Source organism: Rhodococcus sp. 5A-K4, assembly GCF_046097995.1.
GTDB lineage: Bacteria > Actinomycetota > Actinomycetes > Mycobacteriales > Mycobacteriaceae > Rhodococcus_F > Rhodococcus_F erythropolis.
Genome location: NZ_JBJURM010000007.1, coordinates 133,399 through 155,356, shown reverse-complemented (window position 1 = coordinate 155,356; position 21,958 = coordinate 133,399). Strand labels below are relative to the sequence as shown.

The window sequence follows — 21,958 nt, the reverse complement described above, 5'->3', positions numbered from 1 at the left end:
CAATCATCGAACCGAGCGGGGCACGTACCTGATGCACGCATCTTTTCGTTGCCCACTCGCCGATGAGCCGGTCGGGAAATCGAGCGTCCGCGTGCCCTGTGGCTCGTTGCGACCCCCGTCGCACGGCTCTGGCCTGCGGCAGTGTCCGGAGCCCACAGGGCTCCGGACTACCGGCAAGTAAGACGCTTACGCTATCAAAGTTGGGCGCGGGAGCCGATTTTCGGGCTAGAAGGCGCGGGCGTACTGCGACGGGATATGCGGTCCTACCTCGGCGTTCAGTTCACGGGCCGCCCGGCGCGCCCAGTAGGGATCACGCAACAGTTCGCGGCCGAGGAGCACCGCCACTGCGCTTCCGTCTTCGACGATCTTCTCGGCCTGTTCGGGTTCGGTGATGAGGCCGACGGCGGCGGCCGGTAGCAGGCTCTCGTTCTGCAGGCGACGGGCGAACGGAACCTGGTATCCCGGTTCCACCGGAATCTGTGCCGCCGGTGAATTGCCGCCAGTGGAGACGTCGACGAGATCGACCCCGTAATCGGAGAGGATGTTGGCCAGGGCAACGGTCTGATCCGCGGTCCAGCTGTCGACCTCGAGCCCACGCTCTTCCGTCAGCCAATCGGTCGCCGAGACCCGGACGAAGAGCGGTAGCTCGGCCGGCCACACCTCGCGGACTGCTGTCAGGATTTCGAGGAGCAATCGAATGCGGTTCTCGAAGCTGCCTCCGTAGCGGTCCGTTCGCTTGTTGCTCTCGGGGGAGAGGAACTGATGGATCAGGTATCCGTGGGCCGCGTGAATTTCCACGACCTTGAATTCGGCCTTCAATGCGCGGGTAGCCGCCGCTGCGAAGTCCGCGACGACCTTCTCGATGCCCTCCGTGGTGAGCTCTACCGGATCGGCAAGGTGACCGAACGGAACCGCGCTCGGGGCAACCGTCTGCCACGAGAGTCGGTCGTCGGCGGGCAGGCTCTTGCCGCCGCGCCACGGAACCTGCGTCGACGCTTTTCGTCCGGCGTGCGCCAACTGGATTCCGGGCACTGCGCCGAAGTACGCGAGTTGCGCGTTGATCTCGGCGAAGGCTTGCGCCTGCGTGTCGTTCCAGATCCCCAGATCAGCTGCCGATATCCGGCCTTCGGGACTGACGGCCGTCGCCTCGGTGAGAATCAGGCCGGTGCCGCCGATTGCACGGCTCACCAGATGCGTGCGATGCCACTCGTTGGGCACTCCGACCTGGTCGCCGATGACGTCGGCCGAGTACTGGCACATCGGTGCCATCCAGACGCGGTTCGGGATGGTGACGCCACGCAGGGTCAAAGGCTCGAACAACACACTCACGGATGGCTCCTGACTCGAAGAAGAAGGTCGGTGGGTGCAACAGCGCCGCGCGTCGGAATTGTTCCCCGGCGGTCCGCCGAAATGTTCGCAGGCGGTCCGCCGGAATGGTCCCGGGTGGTCACAGCCTCGTTCCGCCGAGCAGGCCGCGGAGGTGGGTGGTTAATGTGTATTCATGACCGCTGTGACTTCCAACGCAGAAACCGTCGACTCGAACGCGTCCGACACCAAGTCCGTCGTGCACGACGCCGCACGCCGAGCCCGTAAGGCTTCGCGTGTCCTGGCTTTGCTGACCACGGCGCAGAAGGATGCTGCGCTCCACGCCGCAGCCGACGCGGTACTCGCGGCAAGCGATCGGATTCTCGCGGCCAACGCTCTCGATATCGACACCGCGAAGGCGGGCGGCACCGAGGAATCGCTGCTCGACCGTCTTCGTCTGACGGCTGACCGGATCGAGGGCATCGCGTCGGGTTTGCGTCAGGTTGCCGGACTACCCGATCCGATCGGTGAAGTTCTTCGCGGCTCCACTCTGCCGAACGGTTTGGAGCTACGCCAGCAGCGCGTTCCGCTCGGTGTCGTCGGCATGGTCTACGAGGCTCGCCCCAATGTTACCGTCGACGCTTTCGGGCTGACTCTCAAGTCGGGAAATGCTGCGCTGCTTCGTGGTTCGTCCTCGGCAGTCAAGTCCAACGAAGCGTTGGTGGCGGCGCTACGCGCGTCGTTGGTTGCTCAGGGGCTCCCCGAGGACTCCGTTCAACTTCTGCCGAGTGCGGATCGGTCGACGGTCACGCACCTCATCCAGGCCCGCGGCCTCGTCGACGTCGTCATCCCGCGCGGTGGCGCCGGCCTGATCAGCGCCGTCGTGCGTGATGCCACCGTGCCCACCATCGAGACCGGTGTCGGTAACTGCCACGTCTATGTTCACTCGGCCGCCGATCTACTGATGGCCGAGAAGATTCTTCTCAACTCCAAAACCCGTCGGCCCAGTGTCTGCAATACAGCCGAAACCGTCCTGGTCGACGCCGCCATCGCCGAGACGGCCGTGCCGAAGTTGCTTCAAGCGCTTCAGATGCACGACGTCGTCGTGCACGGCGATCTGCCGGGACTCGTCCCGGCCACCGAGGACGACTGGTCGAAGGAGTACCTCACGCTCGACGTCGCGCTCAAGGTCGTCGAGAACCTGGACGCTGCGGTCGAGCACATCGACCAATACGGGACCGGCCACACCGAAGCCATCGTGACTTCCGATCTCTCGGCTGCCCGTGAGTTCACCGCTCGCGTCGACGCCGCGGCAGTGATGGTCAATGCGTCGACTGCCTTCACCGACGGTGAGCAGTTCGGATTCGGCGCCGAGATCGGCATCTCCACCCAGAAACTGCATGCGCGTGGCCCCATGGGGCTACCGGAACTGACGTCCACCAAGTGGATCGTCTGGGGCGACGGGCACACCCGACCCGCCTGAAAAGTTCACCAGACTTGCCCCACCCTTTTTAGGAGTTAACCGTGGACCGAGCTCTTCCCGATACAACACCGTTCTTCTCGAGCGTCGACGACGTGATCGAGCGTTTGGCCGAGACGGGTTACCTGTCCGACAAGGGCACTGCAACGGCAGTGTTCCTTGCCGACCGACTGGGCAAGCCCCTGCTCATCGAGGGACCGGCCGGTGTCGGTAAGACGGAACTCGCCCGCGCAGTCGCCCAGACCACGGGCGCAGAACTGGTGCGTCTGCAGTGCTACGAGGGCGTCGACGAGGCTCGTGCGCTGTACGAGTGGAATCACGCGAAGCAGATTCTTCGGATTCAGTCGGGCGGGGCGAGCGGAGCGAGGGGTGATGTCGCGGTCGACCACAGCTGGGACTCGACGAAGGCGGATGTCTTCTCGGAGGAGTTCCTGCTCGCACGTCCACTGCTCAAGGCCATTCGCCGCGAGGACCCGACGGTGCTGTTGATCGACGAGACGGACAAGGCAGACGTCGAGATCGAAGGTCTGCTCCTCGAAGTGCTCAGCGACTTCGCGGTCACGATCCCCGAGCTCGGAACGATCACCGCCACCCGCAAGCCGTTCACGGTGCTGACGTCCAACGCCACGCGCGAACTCTCGGAGGCTCTTAAGCGTCGTTGCCTCTTCCTGCATCTCGATTTCCCGGACGCCGACCTCGAGCGTCGCATCCTCGCAAGCCGGGTGCCGGAGCTTCCTGAAGCGATTGCCGAGCAGCTGGTCAACACCATTCGTGTTCTTCGCGGAATGCAGCTCAAGAAGGTTCCGTCGGTGTCCGAAACCATCGACTGGGGACGCACCCTTCTCGCTCTGGGCATGGACACGCTCGACGACGACGCCGTACGCGCCACGCTCGGTGTCATCCTCAAGCACCAGTCCGATCAGGTGCGCGCCGCCGCTGAACTTCGGCTGAACTGAGGTCTGTCATGGCTCCCGCAGGATCGACGTCGCCGCTCTCACCCGGCGGCCTGGCAGCGCCGCACGGGATTCCCGGTCACCTCGTCGATTTTGTCGAGGCTCTGCGACGACGCGGAATCATGGTCGGCCCGTCCGAGACCGTCGACGCCGGTCAGGTCATGTCGGTTCTCGACCTGCTCGATCGTGAAGCGCTTCGTGAAGGGCTGGCATGCTCGCTCCTGCGTCGACCTACCCACCGGGCGACGTTCGACGCCGTCTTCGACCTGTGGTTCCCCAAGGCGATCGGTGACCGTGCGGTCGGCGACGTCGACGTCACACTGCCGCGCAAGCCAGACGGCTCGATCGACCTACAGGCATTGCGTGAGCTGATCGCCGAACTGCTGACAGACGGCAGCGACGAGGCGATGGAGATGACCGAACTCCTGACCGCCGCGATGGTCGAGGAACTCGGGCAGTACCAGTCGAGTAACGGCCCGTCGTTCTCCGCCTATCAGGCGCTGCGCGACGTCGCCCCGGAGACGTTGCTCAACAAGATCCTGCAAGGTCTACTCGGCAACCAGGAAGGCGCCGGGTCCGAGGGCAAGGACAATTCCGACTATCAGTCCGAGGTCGCCAAGCGCACGGCAGCGCAGCGCATCGCGGACTTCCGCAAGATGGTCGAGAAGGAAACGCGTCGACGCACCGCCGAGAATTTGGGTAAGGAACGCGTCGCCACGTACGGCGTTCCGAAACTCGCCGAGGAAGTCGACTTCCTGCGGGCCTCCGACGCCGAACTCACCACACTGAAGAAGAACGTCGCACCCCTCGCTCGTCTGTTGGCCAGCCGTCTCGCGGTGCGTCGTAGCCGCTCCCGCTCGGGTTCGATCGACCTGCGTCGCACGTTGCGCAAGTCCATGTCGACGGGCGGAGTGCCGATCGATCTGGTGCAGCGCAAGCCGAAGCGAGCGCGGCCGGAACTTGTGGTGATGTGTGACGTGTCGGGTTCGGTAGCGGGGTTCAGCCATTTCACCCTGCTCCTCGTCAACGCGTTGCGCGAGCAGTTCTCACGAGTGAGGGTGTTCGCGTTCATCGACACGACCGACGAGGTCACGCGGTTCTTCGACTCGAACGCAGACCTCGGGTCCGCGATGTCACGGATGGTGCGTGAAGCCGAACTGATCACCTACGACGGCCACTCCGACTACGGGCACGCCTTCGGGGTCTTCCAGGAGAAGTTCGCGCAGTCGATCACCAGTCGCACGTCGCTGCTGGTACTCGGCGACGGTCGCAACAACTACCGCGATCCCAACCTCCAGTCGCTGTCGCAGATGGTTGCGGTTGCCAAGCACGCACACTGGCTCAACCCTGAGCCGAAGGGGCAATGGGGAACGGGTGACTCCGCGGCGAAGGTGTACAACGAGGTCATCAGCATGCACGAGTGCCGCTCGGCCCAGCAGCTTGCCGACGTCGTGTCCCGTCTGCTGCCGGTCTGACCCGTAAGCTCGACACTCGTGCAGAAGGGACTATCGGTGGAACGTGCTCGACGCCTCGGAGTGATGGGTGGCACCTTCGACCCCATTCACCATGGCCACCTCGTTGCGGCCAGTGAGGTCGCCGACCGGTTCGGACTCGACGAAGTGATCTTCGTCCCCACCGGGCGGCCCTGGCAGAAGCAGGGGAAGGGCGTCAGTCCTGCCGAGGACCGGTACCTCATGACGGTCATCGCCACCGCCTCCAACCCGCGGTTTTCCGTCTCTCGGGTCGACGTCGACCGTGAAAAAGTGACGTACACCGTGGACACACTGCGAGACCTCCGGGCCTACCATCCCGACGCCGAACTCTTCTTCATCACCGGTGCCGATGCGCTGGCCAGCATCCTTTCCTGGCAAGATTGGGAAGAGTTGTTCGCATTGGCGAAGTTCGTCGGGGTATCGCGACCGGGTTTCGATCTCAATGCAGAGCACCTGGCCGGTCACCTCGACACCATGCCCGCCGACGCGGTCACGTTGATAGAGATTCCGGCACTTGCCATTTCGTCGACCGAATGTCGTCGTCGGGCAAGTGAAGACCGCCCTGTCTGGTACCTGGTGCCGGATGGAGTGGTGCAGTACATCTCGAAGCGGAACCTGTATCGACCTGTCGACGCGGAGCGCCGCGACGGAGCTACAACGATGTCGGAGCCCGCACCGGGGAAGTCGGAAGCCGTCCCGGGCGCCGAATCGAGCTAGCCGAGAACAACAAGTACTTTCTGAAGACGAAACTGGAGAACATCGAGTGAGTGCAAACACCGAAGCCATCGACATGGCACGCATCGCGGCCTTGGCAGCCGACGAGAAGCTGGCCACCGAAGTGGTGGTGCTCGATGTGTCCGAACAGTTGGTCATCACGGACTGCTTCGTGATCGCATCTGCGACCAACGAGCGTCAGGTCAACTCGATTGTCGAGAACATCGAAGACCGCCTCCGCGAAGCGGGACACAAGCCGGTCCGCCGTGAAGGCACCCGCGAGGGCCGCTGGGCACTGCTCGACTACGCCGACATCGTCGTCCACGTCCAGCATGACGAGGAGCGCAACTTCTACGCTCTCGATCGTCTGTGGAAGGACTGCCCGACGGTCGAGGTCGAAGGCCTCGGACAGAACCGTCCCGGCCCCGCCGATGCCAACACGGTGTTCGAGACCGACACGGTTTCCGAGCCGGACGCGCAGGATCCCTCGCTGTGACTTCGTCGGCGCCCAGTGCGGCGTCGAACCCTGTCCGCCGGCTCATCCTGCTGCGTCACGGACAGACCGAATACAACGCCGACTCTCGGATGCAGGGGCAACTCGACACCGACCTGTCGGAGTTGGGACGTACGCAGGCCAAGAGTGCAGGTCCGGTGATCGCCGATCGCAGACCGTTGACGATCGTGTCCTCGGATCTGCGGCGCGCGTATTTCACGGCAGTCGCTGTCGGTGACGCCGCCGGACTTCCGGTCCTCACCGACACGCGTCTGCGTGAGACACACCTGGGTGAATGGCAAGGCCTGACTCATCATGACGTCGACGAGCGCACTCCCGGTGTGCGATCTGCCTGGCGAGCGGATGCCACGTTGGCGCCGCCCGGCGGCGAAAGCCGAATCGACGTCGCGAATCGCAGCCTCCCCGTAGTTCACGAATTGCTCGACACGCACCCGGACTGGGCCGAGCGGCCCGTAGTTCTGGTGGCGCACGGAGGCTTGATCGCGGCACTGACAGCGGCATTGCTCGACCTACCCGTCGATCGCTGGGCCGTCCTCGGCGGATTGGGAAACACCAGTTGGGTGCAACTCAGCGGACACGGCGACGTCAAGTCGATCGAGTGGCGACTCGACGTATGGAATGCTTCTGCGAGTGTCGCAAATGACGTCCTCTGAAAGTGCCGACGGGCAGCGCCCCGTCCTCCTCGTGCTCGCGGATTCGCTGTCGTATTTCGGCCCCAAAGGCGGCCTCGCGGCAGATCATCCACGCATCTGGCCCAACGTCGTGGCCGACGAACTCGGCTGGGACGTCGAGTTGGTCGCCCGTATCGGCTGGACGTGCCGCGACGCGTGGTGGGCACTGACTCAGGATCCTCGTGTGTGGGCGGCGGTGCCGCGGGCCGGCGCCGTCGTGTTCGCGGTCGGCGGTATGGACTCGCTACCGTCCCCATTGCCTACCGCGCTCCGCGAGACCATCCGCTACGTTCGTCCTCCGGCGCTTCGACGCGTGGTGCGCGAGGGTTATCAGTGGCTGCAGCCGCGGCTTGCACCTCTGGGCCGCCCGGTCGCACTTCCGCCCAAGCTGAGCGTCGAGTATTTGGAAAGCTCGCGAAATGCGTTGGAGTACATGCGGCCGGAACTGCCGATGATCGCGACCCTGCCGTCGGTGCACCGCAGCGATGCCTACGCGAGCGTGCACGCCGGACGACCTGCCGCGGTGTCCGCGATCACCGAGTGGGCTACGGAGAAAGACGTTCCCGTAGTCGATCTCGCGGATGCAGTGCGTGACAACGTCTTTTCCGAGAACGGCAACCCCGACGGTATTCACTGGGGTTGGGACGGTCATGTCGGTGTAGCCCGCGCGATGATCGCTGCGATTCGCGGGGTGGAGTCGAAGAAAGTGGTTTCGCCGCAACTGGTATCACCGCCGAGCGAAGTCGGGTAGCAGAATGCCGGTCGTCGTCGTCACGGATTCCTCCGCCTGCATCCCGCAGGAGTCGGCCGACGCATGTGGGATTCAGGTGGTTCCGCTCCATGTGCTCCGTGACGGCTGCGACTTGCGTGAGGGTGTCGACGCAATGCCGAGCGACCTGTCAGGAGTGACAACGGCCGGAGCGTCGCCCGCCGAGTTGTCCGAAGCGTATGCACGCGCCCTGGACATGAGCGACGGTGACGGCGTTCTCGCCGTGCACATTTCACGGCAACTCTCGGGAACGTGGGAAGCCGGACGAGTCGCAGCCCAGGAGTTCGGTGGCGCCGTCCGGATCGTCGATTCGCAGTCGGCCGGAATGGGTTTGGGCTATCCCGCTCTCGAAGCTGCGCGCTTGGCCGAGAAGGGTGCGTCACTCGAAGAGGCGTACGGCCGGGCGGTCGACGTCGCGAGTCGTGGGCGCTGCTACATCGTCGTCGACAAACTTGATCAATTGCGTCGGGGCGGACGAATCGGAACCGCAGCCGCGTTGTTGGGTACTGCATTGGCGATGAAGCCGATCCTGCATCTGGTGGACGGCAAGCTCGTGCTCGGTGAAAAAACCCGTACGACCACCAAAGCGCTTGCACGCTTGGTGGATTCGGCAGTCGAGCGCGCCGGTCTCGGCCGCGTGGCGATAGCCGTGCATCACATGCGAGCGCGAGAGCGTGCCGACGCGATAGCGGAACAGTTGGCCGAGCGCATTCCCGATGTGGCGGAATCCGTGGTCACCGACTTCAGCGCGGTTATCGGAGCGCACGTCGGTGTCGGCGCGATCGGTGTTGTGGTGTGCCCGCTGCCGGAGATCGACACGAGCGCCTGACCGTTCCTCCACAATCCGCGAGTTCTCCACAGACTGAAATTGTTCGTCTTCGGCGGCATGGTCTCTCGTTAGCGTCCAGTCATGAGGATCAGCGAGGAGCGCGAGCGGGCGCGTGATCGCCTCGCGGCGATGGACGGGAACTACCGGCAGCGACAGGCCGTCGACGACTTCGAGGATTCAGCGTCTTTCGAGAGGTCCCCGCAGCCATTCGAGAGGTCCCCCGAGTGGCTTCAGGACTTCGACGAAGACGAATACGAGGCTCAACCCGACTCGTCACGGTTCGATCGGCTGCCCGAGCGCTGGCGCGGTACGCGTTGGCGCCCGAGCCGATCGGCGACCTGGGTGTTGGCGATTGTTGCAGTTCTGGCCACCGCAATCGGCTTTTTCACGGCGTGGTGGGATTCTCCGAGTTTGCAGGCGGTCCCACCGTTGCCCTCGCCCCAGAATGTCACGGAGCAGAATGTCACTGCCGACGATGGTGAATCAGTCAGTCCCGTACCGACCGGCGTCGTAGCGGAGCAGCCGCCTGAGGCTTTGGTGGTCAGTGTCGTCGGACTCGTGCGCACGCCTGGGCTTGTCAACCTTCATTCGGGCTCGCGCATCGCCGACGCGCTCGCTGCGGCAGGTGGAGTGCTCGAGGGCGCCGAGACGGTGGGCCTGAATCTGGCACAGAAGCTTGCCGATGGTGATCAGATCGTGGTGGGGGCCGCCGATCAGTCCGGTGGTGTTTCAGCGAGTTCGAGTACCACTGCGGGAGTGACCGGCCCCGCCGCTGCGGGGGAATCCGGCGGGGCTGGTCTGGTGAACCTCAACACCGCTACCGAGGCCGAACTGGACGACCTTCCCGGGGTAGGGCCGGTAACGGCTGCGGCGATCATCTCCTGGCGAACTTCCAACGGAAAATTCACGGACATCGAACAATTGGGGGAAGTCGACGGGATCGGCCCGGCAAGGTTGGCCAAACTGCGAGTGCTGGTATCGGTGTGAACGAACCGGAAGCCTCGCCGGTCCTCGACGCTCGACTGCTTCTGTCGGCCGTCGCAGTGTGGGGGAGCAGTGCGGTGGGGATCCTGTTCGGCGCGGTCGCCGCGTGGGTACTGGCGGTGGCATGCGCTATTCCAGCGGCAATCCTCACTTACGTGGTTGTACGCCGGACATCTGCGGCGTGGGCACGAATCATGTTGGTTGCATTGCTGTTCGGTGCCGGGTGTAGTGCCGTCAGCGCGTGGCGGGCGACCGAGGTCGAGGGGCACCCACTGACCGGGGCTGCCCTCGATGGATCGTGGGTGAGTGTCGAAGTGGAACCCGCGGAGGATCCGCACGCGGTCTCCGGCGCGGCGGGTCAAGGTCAGGTTTTCTTCAGGGCAACCGTCAATTCGGTGACTTCCCAGAATCACAGGTACTCCGGAGGCGGCCTGGTCACGATCCGGGCGCCCAGTTCGTCGTGGCTCGAAGTTGTTCCAGGGCAGAGCCTCACGGTTCGCGGCCGGGCGAGTCAGCCATGGCGTAGCGATTCCACACTCGCGGTGATCACGTCCGAAGGCCCTCCCGTCGCGGTGGGAGAAGTGCCCTGGTATCAGCGATGGGCGAGTGTGGTGCGTACTCGTTTCGCCGCTGCGTGCTCGGCTGCGCTCCCGCCGGATCAGGCAGGTCTGTTGCCTGGCCTCGTCGTCGGAGACACATCGGCGTTGTCGCCGGTGGTGAAGGACAACTTCACCGTTGCCGGGCTTTCCCATCTCACCGCGGTGTCCGGCGCCAATATCAGCATTCTGCTCGGGGCGGTTCTGCTGCTGGTCAGAGCCGCGGCGCTCAGTCCGCGCGTCGGCGCTGCTTTGGCGCTGGTAGCCCTCATTGCGTTTGTTGTCGTCGCGAGGCCGTCGCCGAGTGTTCTGCGCGCCTCGGTGATGGGCCTGATCGGCCTGCTCAGTCTGGTGACCGGTCGACGCAAACAGGCACTGCCCGCTCTTGCCGCAGCCGTCATCGTTTTGGTTGTCGTGATGCCCGAACTTGCCGTCGACTGGGGGTTTGCGCTGTCGACCACGGCCACGTGCGCGTTGGTAATCATTGCTCCGGTGTGGGTGGACGTGCTTCGTCGACGAGGTTGGCCCCGTTGGTTTTCGGAGATGACAGCTGTCTCAAGTGCTGCGTTTGTCGTGTCTGCGCCACTGGTGGGCGCCATGGCGGGAACCTTCAGTGTGGTTACGATTGCCGCGAACATGGCCGTGGCGCCTGTGATCGGAATCATCACGGTGTTCGGTGCGGTGATTGCCTTGTGTGCGCTGATCTGTCCACCGATCGCGGTGTTCATCACGCCACTGGTCCGGCCGCCGATGGGGTGGCTGCTGTACGTGTCCGAGCGGGCGGCGGCGCTTCCCGGAGCGTCGGTGGCGGTGCCGTCAGGGCTCATCGGTGCTCTGGTCGTCGTGGGCGTCTTACTGGCCGCGGCCCTGACGCTGTGGAATCGGATCTCGAGATGGGTGGTCGGCGTCCTCGTTCTGGGAGTTGTTCTAGCCCTCATCTTTCAGCACGTGTTCGGCGGTGGTCGTATTGCTCCGGGGTGGGTACTGGTGATGTGCGACGTCGGTCAAGGGGACGGTCTTGTGCTCTCGACTGGAGACCGCAGGGTGATCGTCATCGATGTCGGTCCTGATCCCACGTCGATGGATCGTTGCCTGAACATGTTGGACGTCAACGACATTGCGTTGCTGATGATCAGTCATTTTCATGCCGATCACATCGGTGGATTGGAAGCAGTTCTGGGTGGGCGTTCGGTCGCTGCGGTCGGAGTCGGGTCGATGTTGTTGCCGGAGTCAGGTTTTCGGGCGGTAAAGGATGCCGCCGAGTCGCACGGCGTTCCGGTTGTCTCGTTGCGTGCAGGTATGGAGTTGACGTTGGGATCGGTGAACATGGAGGTTCTCGGACCGTTGCTTCCGGCTCCCCGCGATACGGGGGACGCCGCGGACGCCGCCAACGATCAGTCGCTGGTGGTGATGGCACACACGGACGCGGGTCGAATTCTGTTGACGGGCGACGCCGAAGTTGCGGGGGAGGAGGCCATCCTCCGATCGGGAACGGACGTGAAGGCCGATGTGTTGAAGCTGCCCCATCACGGTTCTCGGACCACGTCGTCGGCATTTCTGGAAGCGGTGCGTCCGAGGTTGACGATGATCAGCGTCGGCGACGGCAACAGTTTCGGGCACCCGAATGAGGAGGTTCTCGACGAACTGGTTTCGTTGGGCGGGGCGGTGGTTCGGACCGACGTCGACGGCACCGTCGCTGTGTACGGCGGGGGCGGCGGGTCTGTGTCGATCGTGTCGGTTCCTCGTGGGACCATCTTCGGGTGAGTAATCCGTCTGGAGTCGATCCGCTGCATCTTGTTCTCGGGGACGACGAGTTCCTGATCGACCGCACGGTATCGCAGCTCATCAGAGCCGTCCGCGGTGACCGCGGCCAGGGTATTTCGGATCTCCCGGTGACCAAGATGCGTGCCGGAGACACCAATGCTCCCGAGTTGGCTGAGCTGCTCAGCCCCTCTCTTTTTGCCGAAGACCGTGTGATCGTCCTGGAATCGGCCGCAGAAGCAGGCAAAGATGCCGTAGCTCTTGTTCTCGAGGCGGCGCGTGAGCCGGCAGAAGGCGTCGTTCTGATCGTCGTGCACTCGGGCGGCGGTCGCGCAAAGGCGTTGGCGCCGGCCCTCGAGAAGCTCGGCGCGACGGTTCACAACTGCGGAAAACTGAACAAGAGTCAGCTTGTCGACTTCGTCCGGGGTGAGTTTCGGACCGCCGACGTGAGGGTTGCTCCCGATGCGATCGCCGCGATGATCGAAAGCGTCGGCTCCAACCTTCGCGAACTTGCGTCGGCCTGCTCGCAATTGGCGGCCGATACCGGCGGCAAGATCGACGTGGATGCAGTCCACAAGTACTACTCGGGCAAGGCCGAGGTTTCCGGATTCGATGTGGCCGACAAAGTTATCGTCGGCGATACCCGGGGTGCGCTCGAGGCTCTGCGATGGGCTGACCAGATCGGAACTGCGCACGTTCTGCTCGCTGACGCCCTCGCCGATGCAGTCCACACCATCGCGAAGGTCGGCCCGTTTGCACGGGGCGGTGACCCGTTCCGGTTGGCGTCGGATCTCGGGATGCCGCCGTGGAAGGTCAAGAAGGCGATCAAGGAAGTCGGCGGTTGGGATCCCACGTCGATCGGCGCTGCGATGCAGATCGTCGCCGCTCTCAATGCCGACGTGAAGGGCGCCGCAGTCGACTCGTCCTTCGCCCTGGAGATGGCAGTGCGGAAAGTGTGCGCGTTGCGGAAGAACTGAGGACAACATGGCCGATCGCGCGGCCGGCCAGAAGTAGTCCGACGACAGTGGCGGCCGTGGCCTCGGCCACCCGGTAGTCGAGGCGTTTCACGCAGGCTTGCTCCAACTGGGTGTGCGGAATGGCCTGAGGCCGTGTCGTTGGTTCACCAGTCCTGATGTCGGTCACTCGTAGGGAGTCGTTCGGCGCCGGATTCATCACACTGCCGCAGACAATTGTTTCTTGGCCGATGCTGTCTACCGGCACCTTCACGGTGGTGAGAAGCGCTCGTCCAGTGACGAGAAACGCCAGAATCGCAACGAGTGAACACATCACGCCGAAGAAGATCCAGAATTCGCTCCGTTGCCTGCGCCTCCACCATCCGTAGCTTGCTGCGACTCCGACGACTGCAACCGTCAATGATTCCCACCAACGAGGGATCCCCAGGGCTGCCAATACGCCGAAAGCGACGACCGCCCAGAAGACAGTCGTGAACAACCAGCTACGAGGGCGTTTCCCGTTGACCGCCATCATCAGATGGTCGCAGCCCGATCCACATATTCCGTGCAAGACATGGATGGCGGGTTTTTGCTCTGATCCGATTGAGCACGCAAAATAGCCGCCTGGTCTTTCGACCTGGCGGCTATCGAGACGAACCAGTATGACGGCGAACCGTCACAGTGGAAACGTCAGAGCTTGTTGGCAGCCTGCGAGAGTGCAGACTTCTTGTTGGCAGCCTGGTTGGCGTGAATGACGCCCTTGCTGGCTGCCTTGTCGAGCTTGCGGCTGGTGGAGACGAGGAGCTCGTTGGCCTTGTCCTTGTCACCGGCTGCCGCAGCCTCGCGGAATGAACGGATCGCGGTACGCAGCGAGGACTTCACCGACTGGTTACGGAGTCGGGCCGCCTCGTTGGTACGGATTCGCTTCACCTGGGACTTGATGTTGGCCACGCGTAAAATCCTTGTCGTCTTTAGCTGGTTACGGTCGAGAAAGCTGTGGGCGCACTGATGCACCGACTGGCAAGATTACCAGCCGAGGGCCCAAGAACCCAAACCGTCGCACGTTGCGTCTGTCGAGAAGAGTACACCGAGCGCCCGATTTCTCGCCGCGCTGCCGAATAGCCCCACTTGTAGCAGCATGTTGCCCTATGACGCCGCCGCCTTCGAAAAGTTCGAGTAAAACAGGTTCGACCACCACCCGAGCGCGTCCAGCCGCAGTGTTCGACGGATATTCAGACATCGGTCGCTACGAGTTGGCTTTCGACGAGATGTTCGAGCCCGACGGCTCGGTGCGTGCCCCGTACAAGGGTGTGTACAAAGCCCTGGCGCCGACGAGCAGCGCCGACCTTGCCGCGCGTGCCGACGCACTCGGACGCGCATTCATCGACCAGGGCGTGACGTTCTCGCTGTCCGGGCAGGAGCGACCGTTTCCGTTGGATCTGGTGCCGCGCGTCATCGCCGCGCAGGAGTGGTCGCGGCTGGAAAAGGGCATCAAGCAGCGGGTGAAGGCGCTCGAGTTGTTCCTTGCGGACATTTACGGCGAGCAGCGAATCCTGCGCGATCACGTGTTGCCGCGCCGCCTGGTGACCTCGTGCGAGCACTTCCACCGTGAAGCAGCCGGCATCGTGCCGCCAAACGGTGTGCGAATCCACGTCGCGGGTATCGACCTGGTCCGAGACGAGGCGGGAGAGTTCCGAGTTCTCGAGGACAATCTGCGATCTCCGTCCGGTGTCTCCTATGTGATGGAAAACCGTCGCACCATGACTCGGGTGTTCCCGGATCTGTTCATGTCCCACAAGGTGCGGGCGGTAGGTGATTACGCAACACACCTGCTGAGGGCGCTGCGTGCGGGTGCTGCACTCAACGAAGCGGACCCGACAGTGGTTGTTCTCACACCGGGTATCGCCAATTCCGCCTATTTCGAGCATTCATTGCTCGCTCGTCAGATGGGTGTGGAACTCGTCGAAGGTCGCGACCTGTTCTGCCGCGACAACATGGTGTACATGCGCACGACGGAAGGCGAGCGTCAGGTCGACGTCATCTATCGCCGCATCGACGACGAGTATCTCGACCCGATGCACTTCCGTCCGGATTCGATTCTCGGCGTCGCAGGCCTACTGAATGCGGCGCGAGCGGGCAACGTGGTGATCTCGAGTGCCGTCGGCAACGGAGTCGGTGACGACAAACTCGTCTATACCTATGTTCCGCAGATCATCGACTACTACCTCGGTGAGAAGCCGCTCTTGCAGAACGTCGACACGTTCCGCTGTTGGTTGGACGAGGAGTGCGAGCAAGTCCTCGACCGCGTCGCCGAACTCGTCATCAAGCCGGTGGAAGGGTCCGGCGGCTACGGAATCGTCTTCGGACCGGACGCGAGTCCCAAGGAACTGGCCGCGATCACCCGCAAGATCAAGGCAGACCCGCGCGGGTGGATCGCGCAGCCTCTCGTGCAGTTGTCCACGGTGCCGACCAAGATCGACGACGTTCTCTCGCCGCGCCACGTGGACTTGCGACCCTTTGCCGTCAACGACGGTGAGGACGTGTGGGTGTTGCCCGGCGGCCTGACCCGGGTGGCACTTCCGGAAGGTTCGCTGGTGGTCAACTCGAGCCAGGGCGGCGGAAGCAAGGACACATGGGTGCTCGCCAGCCGCAGCTCGGACGAGGACCCAGAGCTGTCCGGTGAGGAACTGGTGTCCGAGCCCCCGGAATCCGCGGAGCCGGTGCAGGGACCCGAACTGAGCACCTCTCAACAGCAGCAGCAACAACAGTGAACACCTCAGAAGTGCCCAGCTACCAAGAACTATCAGCGAACGGAGCGTGGTGACCGATGCTTGCTCGCAACGCAGAGTCCCTCTACTGGATCGGCCGCTACGTCGAGCGCGCCGACGACACCGCTCGGATCCTCGACGTCGCCGTCCACCAACTGCTCGACGACGCAACCGTCGACCCGGACCGCACGTCGCGTCTGCTCCTGCGTGTCCTCGGCATCGAAGCGCCGGAGGAGAAGCTCGACGTGCGCTCGCTCACCGACCTGGTTGCGTTCAGCCGCAATCAGGTTGGATCGATCGTGGACTCGCTGGCAAGTGCCCGTGAGAATGCTCGCGGAGCACGTGAGGTCACGTCGAGTGAGATGTGGGAGTGCCTGAACACCACGTACAACGGACTGGCGGAGCGTGAACGCGCGTCACGCAGGCTGGGGCCACACGAGTTCTTCCGTTATGTGGAGGAACGCGCAGCGATGTTCGCGGGGCTGGCGGATTCCACACTCAGCCGCGACGACGGTTACCGGTTCCTTCTGCTGGGCAGGTCGATCGAACGTGTCGACATGATTGTGCGGATGCTCCTGGCGCGCGCCGGTGACCGCCCGTCGTCGCCGGCGTGGGTCAGTGTTCTTCGCTCGGCGGGCGCACATGACACGTATCTGCGTACGTATCGCGGAGCGCTCGACGCCAACCGCGTCGTCGAGTTCATCTTGTTGGACAGACTCTTTCCGCGCTCGGTGTTCCATTCGATCAGGCAGGCCGAGAAGTGCCTGCAGGAACTCGACCCGCAGCCGGGCAGCCGCGTCGGAATCCGGGCGGAGGCGCCGCGGCTTCTCGGCCGCGCACGCAGCGAACTGGAGTTTCTGCCGCAGGGCGTGTTGCTCGAAGATCTGCAAGGACGGTTGCTCGGTTGGCAGGAGACCTGTCGCGAACTGGGTGAGGCGATTGCATTGCAGTACTTCCACGCTGCGCCGTGGGTCGCGTGGACGGATGCCGGCGCCGCGTATGCGGAGTCGACGGTGGAGGGAGAGCTGTGAGCTGGCGAATGAGGGTCGTGCACACCACGGGATATGCGTACGACGCCCCGGTGACGTCGTCGTACAACGAAGCGCGATTGACACCCCGCGGCGACACCAGGCAGACGGTGATCCTCACGCGCGTCGAAACCCAGCCGGCAACGCGTTCCTATAGGTACACCGATTACTGGGGCACCGCGGTGACCGCCTTCGACTTGCACGCCCCGCACACGGAGCTGGAAGTGACCGGACTGTCGGTGGTGGAGACGGAACCGTTTGTTCAGCCCGAGGAAACCGTCGACTGGGATGAATTGTCGGGAAACGCGATTAAAGATCGATTCAACGAACAACTGAGTTTCACGAGATATGTTCCGCGTGATCGTAAGCTGGCGACAATTGCCAAGGAATTGCGCAAAGATAAATCACCTGAAGATGCAGTAGTGGCTGCGTCGCAATGGGTTTACGGTGAAATGTCATATGTTCCGGGTACGACCGGAGTGCATACGTCGGCGGTCGAGGCCTGGTCGGCCAGGAAAGGCGTCTGCCAGGATTATGCACATCTGACCTTGGTGTTGCTTCGAACGATGGGCATTCCCTGTCGGTACGTTTCCGGCTATCTCCACCCCAAACGTGATGCGGCAGTCGGGGACACGGTGGTCGGGGAATCGCACGCGTGGATCGAAGCGTGGACCGGCGCGTGGTGGGGATATGACCCGACCAATGCGATAGCTGTGAATGAACAGCATGTCTCGGTCGGAATAGGAAGGGACTATTCGGATGTGCCGCCTTTGAAGGGAATCTTTTCCGGTGGACGCTCCACAGATCTCGAAGTTGTTGTGGAGATCACCAGGCTTGCGTAAAGTCCGGCAAATCTAGGCGCGTGAGCATTACTACCGTTCGATGAGAAGAAGGTGGGAATATGTCTCCAACTGCACAGGAATTGACTGAGATCGAACCGATCTCGGATGTGAAGAAGTATGCGGCCGAAGCGGTGGGGACATTTGTGCTCGTGTTCTCCGCGGTCGGAACTGCCGTCTTCGCAGGTGCGAAAGTCGGCAATCTCGGAGTTGCCTTCGCATTCGGCTTGACCCTGCTGTTCCTCGTATATGCGATCGGACCGATTTCCGGTTGCCACGTCAACCCAGCCGTGACTCTCGGCCAATTCGTGATCGGGCGCATCTCGGCCGTCAATGCGGCGATTTACGTTGTCGCGCAAGTGATCGGCGGCTTGGTCGCCGGCGTCGTGATCTACACGGTGGCCAACAGTCTCCCGGCGTACAACCGGGCCGCAGACGGACTCGGCGCAAACGGTTGGGGCGCACACAGTCCGTCAGCCGAGAAGAATCTTCTCGGACAGGTGGTTTCCGACGGTTACGGCATCGGTGCCGCGATGATCATCGAGATTCTCCTGACCGCTCTGCTCGTGTTCGTCGTTCTCGCGTCGACCGACCAGATCTCCGACGTGCCGCTCGCCGGGGTGTCCATCGGCTTCACCCTGGCCGTCATTCACCTGATCTCGATCCCGATCGACAACACCTCCGTCAACCCCGCTCGAAGTCTCGCTGTCGCGCCGTTCCAGGACGGTGCACTCGGTCAGGTGTGGTTGTTCATCGTGTTCCCGCTGATCGGCGGTGCGCTCGGTGCACTCATCTATCGAGCACTCTTCGGACGGTTCAACCGTCTGGACAGCTGATCGATACTGTTTCCATCGTTCGGGTCGGCTTCAGCTCCAGCTGAAGTCGGCCCGAAGTTTTGCCGCGACGGCGTCGAACTTCTTGTGATCCATGACGGCGCCCTCGCGCCGAATCCCGCTCTCGGGAACGTCGAGCACCCGGTCGAGCCGGACCCAGCTGGGCCTTCCCTCGCCGTCCCACGGGCCCGAACCGATTGCGAGCCAATCACGCTCGCCTTCGCGTTTGCTCTGCGAGGACAGCATCAAACCGAGCAGCGTGTTGCCGTCGCGGCCGACAACCAGCACCGGGCGGTCTTTGCCCTGGGTCGGATCCTCCTCGTAGGCAACCCAGGTCCAGACGATCTCGCCCGGATCGGCCTTGCCGTCGAGGTCGGGGGAGTACTCGACCTTGCGGGCGCGATGTGCGGTCGGAGACGTTCGCGCGGCGATCGGGCGGCCGGTCGGACCCGGCTTCGAGGCAGACGACTGAGACGTGGACGACTGCAACTGGCGCAGCAACGCAGGGCCCTTCTCCACCGCGAGGGCGCCGAGGGTTCTGCCGATCTGCTTCCACATGCTTGCCATAGCGTTCGAGCATAATCACCCACCCGTGGGAACCCCTGGTACGGCGGCGCCGAGACTTGGATATCCTGAGGGTTGACAGTGGCCCGGATCCGGGCCGGTGCCGGTCCGACTAAGGGGTCTCCCATCAGCAGCTTCGCCGACAAGACGTTCACGGATCCTGCGCAGATCCGGAACTTCTGCATCATCGCGCACATCGACCACGGTAAGTCGACGCTGGCAGATCGCATGCTTCAGCTCACCGGCGTGGTCGAAGAGCGGGCGATGCGTGCGCAGTACCTGGACCGCATGGACATCGAGCGTGAACGCGGCATCACCATCAAGGCCCAGAACGTTCGTCTGCCCTGGACCGTCGACGGCGAAGAATTCGTCCTCCACCTCATCGACACACCCGGCCACGTCGACTTCACGTACGAGGTCTCCCGCGCGCTCGAAGCATGTGAGGGTGCAATTCTGCTGGTCGACGCAGCTCAGGGCATCGAAGCTCAGACGCTGGCCAATCTGTACCTGGCGATGGAGAAGGATCTCAAGATCATTCCCGTCCTCAACAAGATCGACCTCCCGGCCGCGGATCCCGACCGCTATGCCGAAGAGATTGCGCACATCACCGGCTGCGAGCCAGGCGATGTCCTGCGCGTCTCGGGCAAGACCGGCATGGGCGTCAAGGAACTGCTCGACGAGGTGATCAAGCAGGTACCTGCACCCGTCGGCGATGCAGACGGCCCCGCCCGCGCGATGATCTTCGACTCCGTTTACGACGCGTACCGCGGCGTGGTCACCTACGTGCGTGTGGTCGACGGTCGGATCCGTCCCCGCGAGAAGATCACGATGATGTCCACGGGCACCACACACGAACTGCTCGAGGTCGGCATCATCTCGCCCGAGCCGAAGGCCAGTATCGGTCTGGGCGTCGGCGAGGTGGGCTACCTCATCACGGGTGTGAAGGACGTCCGCCAGTCGCGCGTCGGTGACACCGTCACCACAACCCGCAACGGCGCGACCGAACCGCTGGTCGGCTACCGCGATCCAAAGCCGATGGTCTATTCCGGTCTCTACCCGATGGACGGCTCGGACTACCCGGTGCTGCGCGACGCTCTCGACAAGCTCCGTCTCAACGACGCCGCCCTGGCGTACGAGCCGGAGACGTCGGTTGCCCTCGGATTCGGCTTCCGCTGCGGCTTCCTCGGCCTGCTGCACATGGAGATCACCCGCGACCGCCTCGAACGTGAGTTCGGCCTCGAACTGATTTCCACTGCGCCCAACGTCGTCTACCGCGTCGTGATGGAGGACGGGGCCGAGGTCATCGTCACCAACCCGTCGTACTGGCCGGAAGGCAAGGTGCGCGAGGTCTACGAGCCGGTCGCCAAGTGCACCGTCATTGCCCCGAGCGAGTACGTCGGCGCCATCATGGAGCTGTGCCAGTCCCGTCGCGGTGAGCTCGGCGGCATGGACTACCTCTCCGAGACTCGCGTCGAACTGCGCTACGAACTGCCCATGGGCGAGATCATGTTCGACTTCTTCGACGCCCTCAAGTCCCGCACCAAGGGATACGCCAGCCTCGATTACGAGGAGGCCGGTGAGCAGCAGGCCGACCTGGTGAAGGTCGACATCCTTCTGCAGGGCGAGGCCGTCGACGCGTTCTCCTCGATCGTGCACCGCTCCAACGCCGGTGCCTACGGCGGACGCATGACGTCGAAGCTTCGTGAGCTGATTCCGCGCCAGCAGTTCGAGGTTCCGATTCAGGCTGCGATCGGCGCGAAGATCATCTCGCGCGAGAACATTCGCGCAATCCGCAAGGACGTTCTTGCCAAGTGCTACGGCGGCGACATCAGCCGTAAGCGCAAGCTGCTCGAGAAGCAGAAGGAAGGCAAGAAGCGCATGAAGACCATTGGTCGCGTCGAGGTGCCGCAGGAAGCATTCGTGGCGGCCCTGACGTCGGAATCGGTCGGCGAGAAGCCCAAGAAGTAGGAGCGCATGGTCACCACCTGGTTGTCCCGAGAGTTCGGAATCGAAATCCCAGTTCTCGGGGCGCCCATGGGTGGTCGCGCGGGCGGCGCGCTCGCCGGAGCTGTTTCGGCGGCCGGTGGGTTGGGTCTGCTCGGTGCGGCCCGGTACAACACACCGGAGTGGATCGAGGCCGAAGCCGAAGTGGCCCGCTCGATCGGCGGAAAATTCGGCGTCGGCCTGATGACGTGGTCGCTGCCCGAGAACGAGTTGATGCTCGACGCCGCGATTGCCGTCGAGCCGACCATGATCACCTTGTCGTTCGGTGATCCCGCCGCGTATGTCGGACGAATCCACGATGCGGGCATTCCCGTTGTGTCACAGATCAATACGCTCGCGGACCTTCGCATTGTCGAGGCCGCAGGTGTCGACGCTGTGATCGCGCAAGGCGGTGAGGCAGGCGGCCACACGGGCCGAATCGGCACCTTGCCGCTGCTGCAAGAGATCCTCGAAGCGACATCACTTCCGGTGCTGGCAGCCGGCGGAATCGGAACCGGACGCGGTTTGGCCGCCGTCCTGGCAGCCGGTGGCGAAGGCGTGATGATCGGAACGGCGCTGCTCGCCAGCCCGGAGACGGTCGGGCCGGACTATGCCCGCGACCGCGTCGTCGAAGCCGGAAGTGCGGACACGATTTACACCTCGGTATTCGACCGAGCGCGCAGTCAACCGTGGCCGCAGCGGTGGGGTGGCCGCGCGGTGGCCAACGAGTTCACTGCCGCGTGGCACGGAGTCGACGCCGACGAGGAAACGCTGGCACAGGCGTACGACCCGTCGGATCCGCACAGCGGAGTCGTCTATGCCGGAGAAGCTGTCGGACTCGTGCACGGAACCCATCCGGCCGGCGATGTGGTTCGACGCATCGGCGCGGATGCGGAGCGTCTGCTCTCTCGTTTCGCCTGA

The 21,958-nt window shown here is 63.5% G+C and carries 20 protein-coding genes; 17 read left to right on the top strand and 3 right to left on the bottom strand.

Features of this window, described 5'->3' with window-relative positions; translation table 11 throughout:
- Positions 1-225: 225 nt before the first annotated feature.
- The gene (locus tag ACKAMS_RS12040; protein WP_020908218.1) at positions 226-1,329 is read right to left on the bottom strand and encodes an NADH:flavin oxidoreductase/NADH oxidase; all 1,104 of its coding nucleotides are present in this window, start codon (positions 1,327-1,329) and stop codon (positions 226-228) included.
- Between the two features lie 172 nt (positions 1,330-1,501).
- Between ACKAMS_RS12040 and ACKAMS_RS12035 the strand changes: the two genes are divergently transcribed.
- The 11 genes from ACKAMS_RS12035 (at position 1,502) to holA (ending at position 13,046) form a co-directional block, all read left to right on the top strand.
- On the top strand, positions 1,502-2,788 hold the full coding sequence (locus ACKAMS_RS12035; RefSeq protein ID WP_019749057.1) for a glutamate-5-semialdehyde dehydrogenase: 1,287 nt from the start codon (positions 1,502-1,504) through the stop codon (positions 2,786-2,788).
- A gap of 41 nt (positions 2,789-2,829) precedes the next feature.
- A complete protein-coding gene (locus tag ACKAMS_RS12030; RefSeq protein ID WP_019749056.1) occupies positions 2,830-3,741 on the top strand; it encodes a MoxR family ATPase in 912 nt (303 codons plus the stop codon).
- Between the two features lie 8 nt (positions 3,742-3,749).
- A complete protein-coding gene (locus tag ACKAMS_RS12025) occupies positions 3,750-5,213 on the top strand; it encodes a VWA domain-containing protein (protein WP_020908216.1) in 1,464 nt (487 codons plus the stop codon).
- Positions 5,214-5,231: 18 nt separating this feature from the next.
- Complete coding sequence (gene nadD / locus ACKAMS_RS12020; protein WP_003944462.1) at positions 5,232-5,948, top strand: nicotinate-nucleotide adenylyltransferase; 717 nt, start codon at positions 5,232-5,234, stop codon at positions 5,946-5,948.
- Positions 5,949-5,994: 46 nt separating this feature from the next.
- Positions 5,995-6,441 carry a ribosome silencing factor gene (gene rsfS / locus ACKAMS_RS12015; protein WP_003944502.1) on the top strand — a complete coding sequence of 149 codons (447 nt, stop codon included), beginning with the start codon at positions 5,995-5,997 and terminating at the stop codon, positions 6,439-6,441.
- Positions 6,438-7,112: a histidine phosphatase family protein gene (locus tag ACKAMS_RS12010; protein ID WP_019749053.1), complete on the top strand. Its 675-nt coding sequence runs from the start codon at positions 6,438-6,440 to the stop codon at positions 7,110-7,112. Before rsfS ends, ACKAMS_RS12010 begins: the two co-directional genes overlap by 4 nt.
- Complete coding sequence (octT, locus tag ACKAMS_RS12005) at positions 7,099-7,881, top strand: diglucosylglycerate octanoyltransferase (protein WP_020969980.1); 783 nt, start codon at positions 7,099-7,101, stop codon at positions 7,879-7,881. The genes ACKAMS_RS12010 and octT overlap by 14 nt, the downstream gene beginning before the upstream one ends.
- A 4-nt stretch (positions 7,882-7,885) precedes the next feature.
- Positions 7,886-8,728: a DegV family protein gene (locus tag ACKAMS_RS12000; RefSeq protein WP_020908214.1), complete on the top strand. Its 843-nt coding sequence runs from the start codon at positions 7,886-7,888 to the stop codon at positions 8,726-8,728.
- Positions 8,729-8,809: 81 nt separating this feature from the next.
- Entirely contained in the window at positions 8,810-9,715 is a 906-nt protein-coding gene (locus ACKAMS_RS11995; protein WP_408989075.1) for a helix-hairpin-helix domain-containing protein, read from the top strand.
- On the top strand, positions 9,712-12,072 hold the full coding sequence (locus ACKAMS_RS11990; protein WP_408989074.1) for a ComEC/Rec2 family competence protein: 2,361 nt from the start codon (positions 9,712-9,714) through the stop codon (positions 12,070-12,072). Before ACKAMS_RS11995 ends, ACKAMS_RS11990 begins: the two co-directional genes overlap by 4 nt.
- Entirely contained in the window at positions 12,069-13,046 is a 978-nt protein-coding gene (gene holA, locus ACKAMS_RS11985; protein ID WP_003944476.1) for a DNA polymerase III subunit delta, read from the top strand. The genes ACKAMS_RS11990 and holA overlap by 4 nt, the downstream gene beginning before the upstream one ends.
- Before the next feature lie 666 nt (positions 13,047-13,712).
- On the opposite strand, the gene rpsT is transcribed toward holA, so the two are convergent.
- Positions 13,713-13,973, bottom strand: coding sequence for a 30S ribosomal protein S20 (gene rpsT / locus ACKAMS_RS11980; RefSeq protein ID WP_003944567.1), 261 nt, complete (start codon positions 13,971-13,973; stop codon positions 13,713-13,715).
- A 197-nt stretch (positions 13,974-14,170) separates the two neighbouring features.
- On the opposite strand from rpsT, the gene ACKAMS_RS11975 reads away from it, so the two are divergent.
- Genes ACKAMS_RS11975 through ACKAMS_RS11960 form a run of 4 tightly spaced genes read left to right on the top strand, consistent with a single transcriptional unit; the run spans position 14,171 to position 18,493 of the window.
- Positions 14,171-15,793, top strand: a complete 1,623-nt coding sequence (locus ACKAMS_RS11975; protein ID WP_019749047.1) for a circularly permuted type 2 ATP-grasp protein — start codon at positions 14,171-14,173, stop codon at positions 15,791-15,793.
- A 56-nt stretch (positions 15,794-15,849) separates the two neighbouring features.
- Positions 15,850-16,821, top strand: coding sequence for an alpha-E domain-containing protein (locus tag ACKAMS_RS11970; RefSeq protein WP_019749046.1), 972 nt, complete (start codon positions 15,850-15,852; stop codon positions 16,819-16,821).
- Positions 16,822-16,829: 8 nt separating this feature from the next.
- Positions 16,830-17,660 (top strand): transglutaminase family protein, encoded by an 831-nt coding sequence (locus ACKAMS_RS11965; protein ID WP_007731033.1) that lies wholly within the window; start codon positions 16,830-16,832, stop codon positions 17,658-17,660.
- A gap of 59 nt (positions 17,661-17,719) precedes the next feature.
- Positions 17,720-18,493 carry an aquaporin gene (locus ACKAMS_RS11960; protein ID WP_019749045.1) on the top strand — a complete coding sequence of 258 codons (774 nt, stop codon included), beginning with the start codon at positions 17,720-17,722 and terminating at the stop codon, positions 18,491-18,493.
- 30 nt (positions 18,494-18,523) lie between these two features.
- Here the strand turns inward: ACKAMS_RS11960 and ACKAMS_RS11955 are convergent, their stop codons facing one another.
- Positions 18,524-19,057 (bottom strand): type II toxin-antitoxin system PemK/MazF family toxin, encoded by a 534-nt coding sequence (locus ACKAMS_RS11955; RefSeq protein WP_161120668.1) that lies wholly within the window; start codon positions 19,055-19,057, stop codon positions 18,524-18,526.
- Between the two features lie 72 nt (positions 19,058-19,129).
- Here ACKAMS_RS11955 and lepA point away from each other — a divergent pair, with 72 nt between their 5' ends.
- Positions 19,130-21,022, top strand: coding sequence for a translation elongation factor 4 (gene lepA, locus ACKAMS_RS11950; RefSeq protein ID WP_003944564.1), 1,893 nt, complete (start codon positions 19,130-19,132; stop codon positions 21,020-21,022).
- Positions 21,023-21,028: 6 nt separating this feature from the next.
- Positions 21,029-21,958 carry a nitronate monooxygenase family protein gene (locus tag ACKAMS_RS11945; RefSeq protein ID WP_029255656.1) on the top strand — a complete coding sequence of 310 codons (930 nt, stop codon included), beginning with the start codon at positions 21,029-21,031 and terminating at the stop codon, positions 21,956-21,958.

Coding starts and splice junctions, on each gene's coding strand:
- ACKAMS_RS12000 (WP_020908214.1), top strand. CDS start 7,886: ATGCCGGTCGTCGTCGTCACGGATTCCTCCGCCTGCATCCCGCAGGAG.
- octT (WP_020969980.1), top strand. CDS start 7,099: ATGACGTCCTCTGAAAGTGCCGACGGGCAGCGCCCCGTCCTCCTCGTG.
- ACKAMS_RS11965 (WP_007731033.1), top strand. CDS start 16,830: ATGAGGGTCGTGCACACCACGGGATATGCGTACGACGCCCCGGTGACG.
- ACKAMS_RS11995 (WP_408989075.1), top strand. CDS start 8,810: ATGAGGATCAGCGAGGAGCGCGAGCGGGCGCGTGATCGCCTCGCGGCG.
- ACKAMS_RS11975 (WP_019749047.1), top strand. CDS start 14,171: ATGACGCCGCCGCCTTCGAAAAGTTCGAGTAAAACAGGTTCGACCACC.
- ACKAMS_RS11955 (WP_161120668.1), bottom strand. CDS start 19,057: ATGGCAAGCATGTGGAAGCAGATCGGCAGAACCCTCGGCGCCCTCGCG.
- ACKAMS_RS11945 (WP_029255656.1), top strand. CDS start 21,029: ATGGTCACCACCTGGTTGTCCCGAGAGTTCGGAATCGAAATCCCAGTT.
- ACKAMS_RS11970 (WP_019749046.1), top strand. CDS start 15,850: ATGCTTGCTCGCAACGCAGAGTCCCTCTACTGGATCGGCCGCTACGTC.
- ACKAMS_RS11960 (WP_019749045.1), top strand. CDS start 17,720: ATGTCTCCAACTGCACAGGAATTGACTGAGATCGAACCGATCTCGGAT.
- ACKAMS_RS12035 (WP_019749057.1), top strand. CDS start 1,502: ATGACCGCTGTGACTTCCAACGCAGAAACCGTCGACTCGAACGCGTCC.
- ACKAMS_RS12025 (WP_020908216.1), top strand. CDS start 3,750: ATGGCTCCCGCAGGATCGACGTCGCCGCTCTCACCCGGCGGCCTGGCA.